The sequence below is a fragment of the Nocardiopsis camelliae genome, assembly GCF_028993595.1.
Taxonomy (GTDB): Bacteria; Actinomycetota; Actinomycetes; order Streptosporangiales; family Streptosporangiaceae; genus Nocardiopsis; species Nocardiopsis dassonvillei.
Genome location: NZ_CP118614.1, coordinates 1,931,142 through 1,944,806 on the forward strand (window position 1 = coordinate 1,931,142; position 13,665 = coordinate 1,944,806).

At 74.6% G+C, this 13,665-nt stretch carries 11 protein-coding genes; 7 read left to right on the top strand and 4 right to left on the bottom strand.

Going from position 1 to position 13,665, the window contains the following annotated elements; translation table 11 throughout:
- Positions 1-46 precede the first annotated feature (46 nt).
- The 3 genes from PV789_RS08560 to PV789_RS08570 all read left to right on the top strand — a co-directional run bounded on the left by PV789_RS08560 (position 47) and on the right by PV789_RS08570 (position 2,826).
- Positions 47-835 (top strand): methyltransferase domain-containing protein, encoded by a 789-nt coding sequence (locus tag PV789_RS08560; RefSeq protein WP_174547821.1) that lies wholly within the window; start codon positions 47-49, stop codon positions 833-835.
- Positions 836-917: 82 nt separating this feature from the next.
- Entirely contained in the window at positions 918-2,171 is a 1,254-nt protein-coding gene (gene dinB / locus PV789_RS08565) for a DNA polymerase IV (RefSeq protein ID WP_274978092.1), read from the top strand.
- Between the two features lie 244 nt (positions 2,172-2,415).
- The gene (locus tag PV789_RS08570; protein WP_212640832.1) at positions 2,416-2,826 is read left to right on the top strand and encodes an SCO2097 family morphological protein; all 411 of its coding nucleotides are present in this window, start codon (positions 2,416-2,418) and stop codon (positions 2,824-2,826) included.
- Between the two features lie 382 nt (positions 2,827-3,208).
- Here the strand turns inward: PV789_RS08570 and PV789_RS08575 are convergent, their stop codons facing one another.
- From PV789_RS08575 to PV789_RS08585, 3 genes are read right to left on the bottom strand one after another with little or no spacing between them, the layout of a single operon-like run.
- The gene (locus PV789_RS08575) at positions 3,209-5,611 is read right to left on the bottom strand and encodes a transglutaminase TgpA family protein (protein ID WP_274978093.1); all 2,403 of its coding nucleotides are present in this window, start codon (positions 5,609-5,611) and stop codon (positions 3,209-3,211) included.
- A gap of 8 nt (positions 5,612-5,619) precedes the next feature.
- Positions 5,620-6,861 carry a DUF58 domain-containing protein gene (locus tag PV789_RS08580; RefSeq protein WP_274976907.1) on the bottom strand — a complete coding sequence of 414 codons (1,242 nt, stop codon included), beginning with the start codon at positions 6,859-6,861 and terminating at the stop codon, positions 5,620-5,622.
- A gap of 58 nt (positions 6,862-6,919) precedes the next feature.
- Positions 6,920-7,912, bottom strand: coding sequence for an AAA family ATPase (locus tag PV789_RS08585; RefSeq protein WP_274976908.1), 993 nt, complete (start codon positions 7,910-7,912; stop codon positions 6,920-6,922).
- A gap of 537 nt (positions 7,913-8,449) precedes the next feature.
- On the opposite strand from PV789_RS08585, the gene mraZ reads away from it, so the two are divergent.
- The 4 genes from mraZ to PV789_RS08605 all read left to right on the top strand — a co-directional run bounded on the left by mraZ (position 8,450) and on the right by PV789_RS08605 (position 12,678).
- On the top strand, positions 8,450-8,881 hold the full coding sequence (mraZ, locus tag PV789_RS08590; RefSeq protein WP_274976909.1) for a division/cell wall cluster transcriptional repressor MraZ: 432 nt from the start codon (positions 8,450-8,452) through the stop codon (positions 8,879-8,881).
- A 278-nt stretch (positions 8,882-9,159) separates the two neighbouring features.
- Entirely contained in the window at positions 9,160-10,233 is a 1,074-nt protein-coding gene (gene rsmH / locus PV789_RS08595; protein WP_274978094.1) for a 16S rRNA (cytosine(1402)-N(4))-methyltransferase RsmH, read from the top strand.
- Between the two features lie 10 nt (positions 10,234-10,243).
- Positions 10,244-10,711, top strand: a complete 468-nt coding sequence (gene ftsL, locus PV789_RS08600; protein ID WP_274976910.1) for a cell division protein FtsL — start codon at positions 10,244-10,246, stop codon at positions 10,709-10,711.
- On the top strand, positions 10,708-12,678 hold the full coding sequence (locus PV789_RS08605; RefSeq protein ID WP_274976911.1) for a peptidoglycan D,D-transpeptidase FtsI family protein: 1,971 nt from the start codon (positions 10,708-10,710) through the stop codon (positions 12,676-12,678). Before ftsL ends, PV789_RS08605 begins: the two co-directional genes overlap by 4 nt.
- A 24-nt stretch (positions 12,679-12,702) precedes the next feature.
- On the opposite strand, the gene mmuM is transcribed toward PV789_RS08605, so the two are convergent.
- Positions 12,703-13,614 (bottom strand): homocysteine S-methyltransferase, encoded by a 912-nt coding sequence (mmuM, locus tag PV789_RS08610; protein ID WP_274976912.1) that lies wholly within the window; start codon positions 13,612-13,614, stop codon positions 12,703-12,705.
- Between the last annotated feature and the right edge of the window lie 51 nt (positions 13,615-13,665).

Below are 13,665 nucleotides of genomic sequence, written 5' to 3' on the forward strand. Positions count from 1 at the left end.
CGGCGCGCGGGGGACCGTCGCGGCAACGTGGATTGAGGGAACGCAGGTGACTGACAGGACCAGCGTGGCCGCGGGCGGCGGCCTCGGCGCGAGCGGGGCGACCGGCCCGGGGCGGGCCGCCAACGCGGCCCGGACCGCGGTCGTGTGGGACGCCCTCGTCGGACTGCTGGACCGGCTCGGGGACGGGCCCCTGGAGATCGTCGACGCGGGCGGGGGCACCGGCGGCGCCGCCGTCCCCCTGGCCGAACTCGGCCACCGGGTGACCGTGGTCGAGCCCAGCCCCGACTCGCTCGCGGCCCTGGAGCGGCGCGCAGCGGAGCGGGGGGTGTCCGTGCGCGGGGTCCAGGGGGAGACCCGCGACCTGGCCGCCCTGTTCGCGTCGGCCAGCGCCGACCTCGTCCTGGTGCACAACGTGCTGGAGTACGTGGACGACCCCGCCGCGGCGCTGCACGACGTGGTCGGCATCACCCGCGAGGGCGGCGCGGTGAGCCTGCTGGTCACCAACGCGGTCGCCGGAGCCCTGCACCGCGCGCTGGCCGGACACATCACCGAGGCCCACCACCTGCTCGGCGACCCCGACGGACGCTGGGGCGAGGGCGACCCGATGCCGCGCCGCTTCACCCGCCAGCAGGTCCTGGAGCTGATCGGCCGGGCCGGACTGTCCGGGGAGAGCGTCCGCGGGGTCCGCGCGTTCGCCGACCTCGTGCCCGGGCACGCCTGGGAGGGCGACGCCCACGCCGGGCAGCACCTGGTGGAGCTGGAGAGGGCCGCCGCCGAGCACCCCGAGCTGATCGGCATCGCCACCCAACTGCACGTCGTCGCGCACCGCTCCTGAACCCCGGTGCCGGGGCCGGAGCGTCCCCGGCACGGCATAACCTGGCTGTATGAGCCGACGCCAACTGGAACGCGGCGCCGCGATGCGGGGCATGGTCTCCCCGGAGGGCATCGCGGCGCTGGACGCGGACTTTCCCGCGGACGGCTCCGGACCGGACGGCGACTGCCACATCCTGCACCTGGACATGGACGCCTTCTTCGCGAGCGTCGAGCAGCTGCGCCACCCCGAGGCGCGCGGACGCCCGGTCATCGTGGGCGGTACCGGCCCGCGCAGCGTGGTCTCCTCCGCCGACTACCTCGCCCGCGCGCACGGCGTCCACTCGGCCATGCCCATGGCGCGGGCCCTGCGCCTGTGCCCGGACGCCCTGGTCTTCCCGCCCGACGGCCCCGCCTACCGCCAGGCGTCGGAGGCCGTCATGGACATCCTGCGCTCGGTGACGCCGCTGGTGCAGCCGCTCTCCCTGGACGAGGCCTTCCTGGACGTGTCCGGCTCGCGCCGCCGCCTGGGCGGACCGGTGCGCATCGCCGCGATGATCCGCGAGCGGGTGCGCCGGGAACAGCGCCTGACCTGCTCCGTGGGTGTGGCCGCCACCCGCTTCACCGCCAAGCTCGGTTCCACGCACTGCAAGCCCGACGGCCTGCTCCTGGTGCCCACCGCCCACGTGCGCGGCTTCCTGGACCCGCTGCCGGTCGGTGCGCTGCCCGGGGTGGGGGACCGGACCGAGCAGACCCTGGCCCGGCTGGGCGTGCGCACGGTCGGCCAGCTGGCCCGCTACGAGCCGGACCTGCTGCGCATGGAGCTGGGCGACAAGGCCGGGACCCGCCTGGCCGAGCTGTCGCGGGGGGTGGACACCAGCCCGGTCGTGCCCGAGTCCCCGGACAAGAGCATCGGCTCGGAGGAGACCTTCGACGAGGACGTGGCCGACCCCGGGGTGGTGGACCGCGAGCTGCTGAGGCTGGCCGAGAAGGTCGGGCGCCGCCTGAGGGCGTCGGGGCAGGCGGGGCGCACGGTGAGCGTGAAGCTGCGCCGCGGCGACTTCTCCACCATCACCCGGTCGCGGACCCTGGCCGAGGGCACCGACGTGGCCCGCGAGATCAGCGCCGTCGCCCGCGAGCTGTACACCGCCTCCGGGTTGAGGGGGGTGCCGCTGCGCCTGGTGGGGGTGCGGGTGGAGGGGGTCGTCCCGGTGGAACAGGTGCACCGCCAGTTGGCACTGGGAGAGGAGGAATCGGGTTGGAGGGATGTTGAACGGGTTATGGATCGCGTAACGGCACGTTTCGGGCCGGGCGCGATACAGTCGGCCGTGTTGGCCAAGCGTGACGAAAACGACGTATGATGCGGCAACTTCCGGGGCCCTCGGAGCGTTCCCCAGGGTAGGACCGGAATGAGGGTAAGAAGAGAGGCATGGAAGCCGGTGTTTCCGATACAGGGCGAGGGTATCGTGGCCCCTGGTGGTCAGGTACGCACGCAGCTTTTCTTTCCACCGGGCGCTAGCTCATCGTATTCTGGGCATACCACTGACCAAGAGACTGTTCTTCAGTACCCGTCACCCCAACCGGGGACTGCCGTAGGGAGGCGCCGTGCCGCTCTCTGAACACGAGCAGCGCATGCTCGACCAGATCGAGCGGGCGCTGTATGCCGAGGACCCGAAGTTCGCGAACACCGTTCGGCAAACGAACCCCGCGGTCCATTACAAGCGCTGGATCATCAAGGCCGGACTCGGTTTCGTCGTCGGTATCGTGCTGCTGATGACGGGGTTGATGCTCCAGTCCACAGTCGCCCAGGTCGCCATCAGCGTCCTCGGTTTCCTCGTCATGCTGCTGTGCTTCCTGTGGGGCGCCAACGCCTGGCGCAAGGCCTCCGGGAGCGGCGGCGCCGACCAGGGCGCCGTGGCGGCCGAGCCCAAGCAGAAGCGCCGTGGCGGCAGCCGCCCCGGCATGATGAACCGTTTCGAGGAGCGCTGGCGCCGTCGCCAGGAGGGTGAGGAGTAGGACTCCGGTCCCACACCCTCGGCGGTCGCGCCCGGCCGTGCTCCGCCGGTCGGGGCCCCAGAACCGCCCCCCCCCCCCCCCGGGGGGGCCCCCCCCCCGGGGGGGGGGGCCCCACCACGTTTTCCGGGTGGGGAGCGTAGGAGCCCGGGGCGTACCGGTTGGGTTCGTCGCCGACGCGGACAGCCCCGGAACGGTGTCCCGGTCCGGAGCGCCGACTCCGCAGGAGAGGGACTCTGACCCGTAGACCGGACACGGGGCCGCGCCACCGGGTGTACCGGCGCCCGGACCCGTCGGTACGGGCGAGCATCCCGCACGCGGGGTCCGCACACGGAACGGAGCGAGCCGGGAACCGGGATCGCGTGCGCGGGCCCCGGCCGCCCCGCTAGGACGTCACGGGCTCGGGGTCGGCCGCACGGCCCGGACGGTGCCACGGGGCCAGCGACCGGGGCAGCAGCACCGCGCGGACGCGCGACGCCGCGCCGACCACCCCGGTCAGCCCCGCCAGGGCCGTCCGCAGATCCTCGCGCAACCCTTCCGGGACCCGGGGCGAGGGCGCGTAGCGCGCCTCCTCCTCGGCCAGGGCCAGCCGCCGCAGCGCCGCCGCGGCCTCCGGCGCCACCGGCCCCGGGGCCGCCCCCGACATCAGCCCCACCGGGGCCGCGTCGGTCCGGGGCGCCGGACCGGAAGCGGCCAGGCGTTCGGCCGTGGCGCGCGGGCTCTCCGCCAGCGACCACGTACCGCCCAGGTCCAGACAGGTGTCCCGCAGCTCCCGCCACGCGGTGTGCGCGCCCGACGTTCCCGCGCCGCCGGTCAGCGACGCCGTCCGGGACCAGCGCGTCAGGGCTCGCACCAGCGCGGGCAGGGCCAACAGCATCAGCGCGCCCGCGGCGGCGCCCGCCACGGGCAGCCACGACAGGTCCGGGCCGTCCCGCGTGTCGTCGCCCGGGGCGGCCACCGATGGGGAGGGCTCGTCCCCGGGCTCCTCCTCAGGGGCCTCGCTGGGCTCCTCGGCCTCCTCAGTGGCCTCGTCCCGCGGAACGTCCGGCTCCTCGGGCGAGGGCTCCAGCGGCTCCTCCGCGGTCCCGTCCGGGTTGTCGACGCCCTCCTGCCCGCCCCGGGAGTACTCGGGCACCGACGCCGAGCCCTGCCCCCCGGCGGAGGAGGGGGTCGGCTCGAACCGCACCCAGCCCGCGCCCTCGAAGTACAGCTCCGGCCAGGCGTGGGCGTCGCCCACGGACACCGCCCAGCGGCCGTCGCCCTGCTGCTCGCCCGCGGTGTAGCCCACCGCCACCCGTGCCGGGATGTCCACCTGCCGGGCCATGACCGCCATCGCCCCGGCGAACTGCTCGCAGTAGCCCACCCGGTCCTCGAACAGGAAGTAGGCGAGCGGGTCGGCCCCGTCGGGCACTGCGGGCGGGGACAGGTCGTAGGTGAACGCGCCCCCCGCGAAGTGGTCCTGGAGCGCCACCGCGCGCTCGTAGGGGCTCTGCGCGTCCTCGGTCAGGTCCTCGGCCAGCTCCCGCACCCGCGGGTCCAGGCCGCCGGGCAGGCCGCGGAAGTCGCCCGGCAGCGATCGCGGGCCGCCGCTGTCGGCCAGCTCCTCGGCGGAGGGCTCCCGGTCCAGGGTCTCCACGGTGAAGTTCAGCCCCGTGGGCGCGCTCTCGGTCGTGAACACCACGTGGCTCGCCGGGTCGGCGTACCACTCGCCGGGCACGTCCACCGTCCGCGCCCAGTACGGCAGCGGCAGGAAGTCGATCCCGGGCGCGTCCGAGTCCATCGAGATCCGCGTGGTCACCGCGTCGCCGGAGGGCTCCGAGCCCCACCCGGTGGGCAGCGGCAGCTCCCCGTCGACGACGGTGTCGCCCGAGGCGCTGACCGGCGTCATCGTCCAGTTCGCGCCGTCGAACTCGTCCAGCACGTACGTGCGCAGGTAGTCGGGCCGCTCGGCGTCGGTCCGGTAGGTCAGCACCGTGCGGTCGGAGGAGGAGGCCAGCTCACGCCGCAGCGAGACCAGCGGGTGCGTGGTGGTGATGCGGCCTCCGCCGGTGCCGATGTAGGTGCCGTCGGCCATCGTGTGGAGCACGTCGGTGCGCAGCGACGGCACCGCGAGCGGCACCGCCAGCGCCAGGAGCACCGCGGCGGCCGAGGCCAGCGCCACCGTCGTCGCCCTGCCCACCGCGCTCAGCACGCGGGCCGAGGAGTCGTGGCCGTCGGGGACGCGCACGCCCCACTCGCGGCCGCGCACCCACACGTCCACCGCGAGCAGCAGCAGGAAGCCGACCGCGCTGCTGGTCGCGGGGAGCCAGCCCAACCCGGCGCCGTCCACGATCAGCGGGACCGCCATCAGCACGGCCACCAGGGCGCCGACCATCCCGGGGCAGCGCGCGGTCACCGCGAGGAGGTCCGCGACGATCGCGAACAGCACGAACACCAGCGCGATGATCAGCATGACCCCGGCGGTGGAGGAGACCGGGGGCGTGCTGGTGTCGATCGTCTCCAGGCCCTCGTCGAACAGCCGCAGCAGGTGCGCCGCCACGTCACCGGAGGGCAGCAGCCCCAGGGGCGCGACGTGTCCGGCGAACAGCGGCGCCATCAGCAGTGCCGCCGCCAGCACCTGGAGGAACGGCACCGGGAAGGAGCTCCAGCCGCTGAGGCGGTACAGCGCGGACACGCCGCCCACCGCCGCCGCCATCACGAGGGCCGGAACCCACCAGGCCTCACCCCGTACGAGGCCGCCCAGCAGCGGCAGCGCCATCAGCAGGCAGACCAGGGTGGCCAGGGGCATCAGTGCTCTCAACGCGCAACCTTCCGAGGGATGTGCGGCCCGGCGGCGGGAGCGGGCGCGCAGGCGCGGCGCCACAGGTCGGGCAGTTCGGCGGTGGAGCCCAGCACGACGACGCGCCATCCGGCCCCGGTCAGCACGTCGTGGACCCCGCGCAGGGTGTCGGGGCCGGGCCAGGCGGCGTGCGCGCACAGCACGGCGACGCGCGTGCCGCGGCCGCCCGTGCGGGCCAGGGCGGCGGCCTCCTCGGGGTCCACCGCGCCCAGCACCGCCACGACCAGGCCGGTCGTCCCGCGGGCTTCGGCCAGCATGCCGATCCCGCCGAGCAGCCCGGGGGTGTCGGAGGGCTCGGCGACGGCCAGGCCGTCCAGCACGCCCGACGCGCTCGTGGTCCCGACCCGGCCCCGCTCGGTGTGCAGGCGCAGTTCGTGGCCGCCGTCGATCAGGTGCACCGCCACCGAGGCGGCGGCGCTCACGGCGGTCTCCAGGGACCCGGCGGGACCCGGATGCCCGTGCGCCCCGAGCCGCATGTCCAGCAGGACCGCGCTGCTCTCCCGCGAGTGCTGCTCGTCCCGGCGCACCATCAGCTCACCGTGCTTGGCGGTGGACCGCCAGTGCACCTTGCGCAGGTCGTCGCCGTACCGGTACTCGCGGGGGACGGGGTCCTGCTCCCCGGCGCCGCTCATCGAACGCCGCGGCGAGTCCTCGCCCTTGGAGCCGTTCGCGGTGCCCAGCGCGGGCAGCGGGACGGTCACGGGGGTCACGAGCAGGCGCGAGGGTCCGCCCACGTCGCGGCTGACCCGCACGCATCCCAGCGGGTCGGTCACGCCGATCCACAGCGGGCCCACCGGGTAGTCCCCGCGTACGGCCGGGCGGACCAGGTAGGCGACGTCGCGCACGGCGCGCGGGCGCAGGTAGCCCACCGTGTAGCGGGGTTCGCCGCCCAGCGGCACGGGCAGCGTGTCCCGCACCGACAGCGCGGCCACCGGCCAGGTCCGCGAGGAGTTGCCCACCCGCAGTTCCACCCGGGCGTTGTGTCCGGCCGGGATGCGCACGGGGGACAGGGTGCGGCTGTGCACGACGCGGGAGGCGGCTCCCAGGACGGTCAGCGCCGACAGCGGCGGGAGCACGGTGAGCAGCACGCCCAGGCCCACGACCTCGCGCTGTCCCACGACCAGGCCGGCCACCAGGGCGGTCAGGCCGAGGATGAGCATGCAGACGCCTCGTGCGGTGAGGGTTCGGTGCGGGCGCATGGACCCTCTCTCGGGGCGGGTGCGTACGGGGCGGGGCGGAGGGCCGCGGGCGCCGGGTCTACTGCGGGCCGGGCACGGGCAGGCGCGCGACCAGCTTGGCCACGATCTGCTCGGGGGTCAGGCGCTCCATCTGCGCCTCGGGGCCGGGCAGCAGCCGGTGCGCGAGCACCGGCACGGCCAGTGCCTGCACGTCGTCGGGAACGACGTAGTGGCGTCCGTCCAGGGCGGCGTAGGCGCGGGCGGCCTGCACCAGGTGCAGGGTGGCCCGCGGTGAGGCGCCCAGGCGCAGTTCGGGGCTGGTGCGGGTCGCGTTGACCAGGTCCACGACGTAGCGGCGCATGCCCGGGGCCACGTGCACCGTGCGCACCCGGTCGGCCAGGTCGCGGACCTGGGCGGCGCTGGTGACCGGTGTCAGGTCCTCCAGCGGAGAGCTGGAGCTGTGCGAGTCGATCATGTCGAGTTCTGCCTGGGGGGCGGGGTAGCCGACCGAGACGCGGGCCATGAACCGGTCGCGCTGGGCCTCGGGGAGGGCGTAGGTGCCCTCCATGTCGTCCGGGTTCTGGGTGGCCACCACCATGAACGGCCGCTCCAGGGCGCGGGTCTGGCCGTCCACGCTCACCTGGCGCTCGGCCATGCACTCCAGCAGGGCGGCCTGGGTCTTGGGCGAGGCGCGGTTGATCTCGTCGCCCACCACGATGTTGGCGAACACCGGGCCGGGGTTGAACTCGAACTCGCGCCGGTCCTGGTGGTAGACGCTGACGCCGGTGATGTCGCTGGGCAGCAGGTCCGGCGTGAACTGCACGCGCTGCACGGAGCAGTCCACGGCCCGGCCCAGGGCCTTGGCCAGCATGGTCTTGCCGACGCCGGGCACGTCCTCGATGAGCAGGTGGCCCTCGGCGAGCAGGACCGTCAGCGCCAGGCGCAGCACCTCCGGTTTGCCCTCGATGACCGTCTCGATCGCGGTGCGGACGCGGTCGGCCACGGCGACGATCTCACCGACGTCCCCCTGGACGTCGCCCCCGCGACCGCCGTGGTGTGTACCGAGTGACACCAGACCCCTCCCGCTCCCTGTGGCTCCGCGTGTCGCTGTTCGGAACTGAGGCTAAGCCCATTCGAACCGATTGCAAACCAAAGTGCCGGAATCGGCGGCCGATTGGTTCCAGGAATGGTCAAAGAGGTCAAAGGGCTCCGATCACCCTCCTGTTTCCTCGGCGGTGGCACCGGTGCGGGGAGGGAGGGTGCGCAGGGAGGGAGGACCCCGGCTCCGACCGGCCCGGATCCCGCCGCGCCGGTCCGACACGCCGGGCCGCACCGGCGTGCACCCGCCCTGCCCATCCGCGCACGCGCACGCGGGCACGCGCGCGGCGTCGCCGCAGGTCGCCGCGGCCCCGGGGGATCGCGCCCCCGCGACACACCCCGCGCCCTCCACCTTCCCCCACCACCGTGTCCAACGCTGTGACCTGCGTTTTCGCGACTTCTGGAGGTCGCAAAAGCCGGAAAGTTCTGTTGACGGTGGGGAAGAGTGGAGTAAGGTGGGGCAGCGTGGAGAGGGTGAATTCTCCACTTCGAGGGTGAGGGAGGTGGAAGTGTGTTCCTCGGCACCCACACGCCCCGGCTCGACCAGAAGGGGCGTCTCTTCCTCCCCGCGAAGTACCGCGACGAGCTGTCGGGGGGTCTGGTGATCACCAAGGGCCAGGAGCGCTGCCTCTACGTCTTCCCGGCGGAGGAGTTCCGGCGCATCACCGACGCGCTCGCCACCACCCCGGTCACCGCCAAGGCGGTGCGCGACTACAGCCGGGTCCTCTTCGCCAGCGCCTCGGACGAGAACTGCGACAAACAGGGCAGGGTCACCATCCCGGCCAAGCTCCGCGACTACGCGGGCCTGGACCGGGAGTGCGTCGTGATCGGCGCCAACACCCGCCTGGAGATCTGGGACTCCCGGGCGTGGTCGGACTACGAGGCCGAACAGGAACCCGCCTTCGCGCAACTGTCGGAGGAGGTGCTGCCCGGGGTGCTGTGACCCCGGCGGAAACACCGCCGGGCCGACCAGCACACAGTCCACACCCTCGCAAGCCGGAGTCCGGCAACGGCCTCCGGGCGCGGTCTCCACGAGCTGGCGCGACTTCCCCGGTGCCAGGTCGTGAGCGCGAAGCCACCGGAAGGTGGACAATAGCGGCCGTGTCCGGAGGCCCGCCGGAACCCGCCGGGCCGTGCCAAGGACACCGTGGAGCGCACCGACCGCGGCGCTACCACGGCGACTCGGGGGGAGACGGCGACAGCGTGGAGGAACAGCAGCACATGGGGGACATCGGGCAGGACGGCGGGACCGGGGGCACCCGCCCGGGCGCGGACGGCGTGCCCGCCGACGGGGGGCACACCGCCGAGGAGCGGGCGCGCCTCGACGCGGCCCGCTCCGGAGCCGACCCCCTGCACGTGCCCGTCATGCTCGACCGGATCGTGGAACTGCTCGCTCCGGCCCTGGAGCGGCCCGGCGCCGTCCTGGTCGACGGAACCCTGGGCCTCGGCGGCCACTCAGAGGCGCTCCTGCGCGCCTGCCCCGGCATGCGCCTGGTCGGCGTGGACCGCGACACCACCGCCCTGGAGCGCAGCGCCGCACGCCTGGCGCCCTACGCCGACCGCACCCGCTTCGTGCACGCGGTCTACTCCGACATCCCGCGCGCCCTGGACGAGGCGGGCGCCGCCGAGGCCGACGCCGTCCTGCTCGACCTCGGCGTCTCCTCGCCGCAGCTGGACGAGACCGACCGCGGCTTCGCCTACGCCCACGACGCGCCGCTGGACATGCGCATGGACCGCGACCAGTCGCTGACCGCCGCCGAGGTCGTCAACACCTACCCGGTCGCCGAGCTCACCCGCGTGCTGCGCACCTACGGCGAGGAGCGCTTCGCCTCCCGCGTGGCCAGGGCCATCGAGCGGCAGCGCGCCCAGGCACCCATCGAGTCCACCCGCGCGCTGGCCGAACTGGTGCGCGAGGCCATTCCGGCGGCCACCCGCCGCACCGGCGGCCACCCCGCCAAGCGCGCCTTCCAGGGCCTGCGCATCGAGGTAAACGCCGAGCTGTCCATCCTCGAACGCGCCCTGCCCGCCGCGATCGAGCGCCTGGCGGTCGGCGGCCGCGTGGCCGTGCTGTCCTACCACTCGCTGGAGGACCGGATGACCAAGAGGGCCCTGGCCGCGCTGGCCACCGACACCACGCCCGCCGACCTGCCGGTCCCCCTTCCCGAACGGCAGCCCGAACTCCGGCTGCTCACCCGGGGGGCCGAACTCCCCACGGGCGAAGAGAACGAACGCAACCCACGCGCGCAGTCGGCCCGCCTCCGGGCGGCCGAACGCGTGCGACCGCCGCGGCAGTAGGGAGACCCAGATGAGCACGAGGACGGACACGCGCCGCACGCCCGTACGCGGCGGCAAGGCCCCCGCCGGGAAGACCGCCCCCGCGCGGCCCAAGCCCGCGCGCAGGACCGCGGCCCAGCCCGCGGCCGCGCCCGCACCGGCCAAGCGCGCCCGGTCCGGGAACGGTGCGCAGGGCCGGGCGCCGCGCATCCCCTTCGTCCTGCTCATCCTGTTCCTGCTGGGGGCCACGCTCGTCAGCCTGCTCGTCCTGCGCAGCGTCGTGGCCGAGGAGGCCTTCGCGATCGCCAACCTCAAGGAGGAGAACCGGGAGCTGTCCTACGAGGAGCAGCAGCGGCGCAGCACGGTCGCCGAGCTGGAGAGCTCCGAGCGCATCTCCGACGAGGCCGAGGCCATGGGCATGGAGCAGGGCGGGGAGCCCCCGCTCTTCCTCGACCCCGAGACCGGTGAGATCAGCGGCGCCACCGGGAGCGGTGAGTGAGCACTCCCAGAGACCGGCGTCCCCGGGACCCCCGCAGGCCCGGAGCGGCCAACCGCTCGGGGTCGCGGCCCAACAGGAGGCCCCAGCGCGAGCCGCGCCGCCCCGACGGCGGAGCCCGGCCCCCGGCGCGCACCTCGGGGCGTCCGGCGCGGGAGGCGCGCGGCGGCGGGCGCACCCGCCGCGGCGGCTCCCCGCCGCCGCTTCCGCCCCTGCTGCGCCGTACCTTCCGCAGGGGCGAGCCGCCGGGCCGCATCAAGATCGGCGGCGCCCTGGTCATGGCGGTCCTGCTGCTCTTCGCCGGACGCCTGGTGCAGATCCAGGTCGTGGAGGCCGAGCACTACGCCGAGGCGGCCTCCAACACGCGCCTCCAGACCATCGACATCCCCACCCTGCGCGGCCAGATCACCGACGTCGACGGCAACCCCTTCGCGCTGTCGCTGGAGGTGCGCACCGTCTTCGTCGACCCCGAGATGGTCGCCGAGGAGGATCGCGACCAGCTCGTCGACGAGCTGGTCACCCGCTTCGGCCTGGAGGAGGAAGAGGTCGCCCAGAAGGTGGACGCCGCGCCCAGCCGCTACGAGGTGGTCGCCCGCGGGGTCCTGCCCGCGGAGTGGGAGGAGCTGGCCGACCTCAACCTGTCCGGTCTCGGCTCGCAGGTCTCCTACGAGCGCGTCTACCCCGAGGAGACCGGCGCCGCCGACCTCGTCGGCTTCGTCGGCGCCGAGGGCCACGGCCTGGAGGGGCTGGAGGGCTACCTCAACGACACCCTGGCCGGTGAGGCGGGCAAGCGCCGCGTCGAGGTGGGCGCCGACGGCACCCAGATCCCCATGGCGGGCGGCCTGGTCAGCGAACCCGAGCCGGGCCAGGACGTGCGCCTGACCCTGAACCAGGACATCCAGTGGTACGCCGCCCGGACCCTCGCCGAGCGCGTGGAGGAGCTGGACGCCCAGGGCGGCAGCGTCATCGTGGAGCGGGTCGGCACCGGTGAGATCCTCGCCATGGCCGACTACCCGACCTACTCCCAGAGCGACATCTCCTCCAGCTCCGCCGAACAGTGGTCCAACGGCGCGGTGGCCACGATCTTCGAACCGGGCAGCACCAACAAGGTCGTCACCATCGGCGCCGCGCTGGAGGAGGGCATCACCACCCCGGAGACGGTCTACACCGTGCCCGACAGCATGCGGTACCTGGACGTGACGTTCAGGGACTCCAGCCCCCACGAGACCCTGCGCCTGACCACCAACGGCATCATGGCCCAGTCCAGCAACGTGGGCACCATCAATATCGCCGACCAGGTGGGGCGGGGCGTCCTGCACTCCTACCTGGAGGACTTCGGGCTCGGCCAGCCGACCGGGCTCCAGCTGCCCGGTGAGCAGGCGGGCGTCCTGAAGGACCCGGAGGACTGGTGGGGCACCCAGCTGCCGTCGGTCTCCATCGGCCACGGACTGTCGGTGACCGCCGCGCAGATGGCGTCGGTGTACGCCACCGTCGCCAACGGCGGGGTGAGGGTGGAGCCCCGCGTGGTCGCCGGGACGGTGAACGCCCAGGGGGAGTTCACCCCATCCGAGGAGCCCGACCGGCGGCGCGTGTTCAGCGAGGAGACCGCCGAGCAGCTCGCGCTGATGCTGGAGGCGGTCACCAGCGACGAGGGCACCGCGCCCCAGGCCCGCATCGACGGGTACCGGGTCGCGGGCAAGACCGGTACCGCCAACCGGCTCGACCCCGAGACGGGCAACTACGACGGCGGCGGGTACACGTCCACCTTCTCCGGATTCGCGCCCGCCGACGACCCCGAGGTCGTGGTCCAGGTGGTGCTGCACGACCCGCAGCAGGACTACTACGGCGGCGAGGCCGCGGGGCCGGTGTTCAACGACGTCATGTCCTTCGCGCTCAAGACGCTGAAGGTCCCGCCGTCGGGGACCGAGCCGCCCGCCATCCGGCTGTCGGAGGACCAGGGCGCCGGTTAGGCGGGTACGCCGGGAACGCCCGCGTCAGACCGCGGCGCGGTCCAGGTGGGCGCGCACGGAGCGCACGTGCTCGGGGCCGGTGCGGCAGCACCCGCCCACGAGCACCGCTCCGGCCTCGTACCAGCCCACGGCGGCGCGGCCGAACTCCTCGGGGTCGGCCGTGCCGGTCCACCGCCCCCGCGCCGCGTCCCACTCCTCCCCCGAGTTGGGGTAGGCCACCGCCGGCAGGCCGCACGCGGCGACCGCGCGCACCAGCGCGGGGACGTGCCGGGGCGCGGTGCAGTTGACGCCCACCGCCACCAGCCGCCCGTCGGCGTGCAGCGGGGCGAGTCCGGCGGCCGCCTCGCGCAGGGGCGTGCCGTCGCTGATGCGCTCGCCGTCGCGGCAGGAGAAGCTGATCCACGCGCGGGCGCCGGGGGTCCGGGCGAGCAGCCGGGCCAGCGCCCGGGCCTCGGCCGCCGAGGGCACCGTCTCGCAGGCGAGCAGGTCCGCCCCGGCGTCGGCGAGCACCCGCCAGCGCTCCCGGTGCCAGGCGTACAGGCCCTCCTCGTCCAGGTCGTAGTCGCCGGTGTACTCCGAGCCGTCCGCCCGGGCCGCGCCGTAGGGGCCCACCCCGGCGGCCACCAGGCCGGAGCCGAACGCGTCGCGCTCGGCCCGCGCCAGCTCCACCGAGCGGGCGATCAGGGCCAGGGCCTCGGACTCGGTGGCGCCCCGCGCGGTCAGCGCCGGAACGCTCGCCTGGTACCCGGCGGCGACGGCCACGTCCGCGCCCGCCTCGAAGTAGTCCCGGTGCACCCGCCGGACGAGGTCGGGCTCCTCGGCCAGCAGCCGCGCCGACCAGAGCCCGCCGCGCAGGTCGCGTCCGTAGGCCTCCAGGCGTGTCGCCAGCCCGCCGTCGAGGACCAGCGGGCGCCGCGACGGGAGGGTTCCGGTCATGCGCCACCTCCGCGTCCGGGCGGATTCGAGGACGCCTCCAGCCTAGCCCGG

Bases quoted from the DNA above. Each gene is read 5' to 3' on its own strand.
- dinB (WP_274978092.1), top strand. From the start codon at position 918: ATGCGGGGCATGGTCTCCCCGGAGGGCATCGCGGCGCTGGACGCGGAC.
- PV789_RS08575 (WP_274978093.1), bottom strand. From the start codon at position 5,611: ATGCCCCTGGCCACCCTGGTCTGCCTGCTGATGGCGCTGCCGCTGCTG.
- PV789_RS08580 (WP_274976907.1), bottom strand. From the start codon at position 6,861: ATGCGCCCGCACCGAACCCTCACCGCACGAGGCGTCTGCATGCTCATC.
- rsmH (WP_274978094.1), top strand. From the start codon at position 9,160: ATGGGGGACATCGGGCAGGACGGCGGGACCGGGGGCACCCGCCCGGGC.
- ftsL (WP_274976910.1), top strand. From the start codon at position 10,244: ATGAGCACGAGGACGGACACGCGCCGCACGCCCGTACGCGGCGGCAAG.
- mmuM (WP_274976912.1), bottom strand. From the start codon at position 13,614: ATGACCGGAACCCTCCCGTCGCGGCGCCCGCTGGTCCTCGACGGCGGG.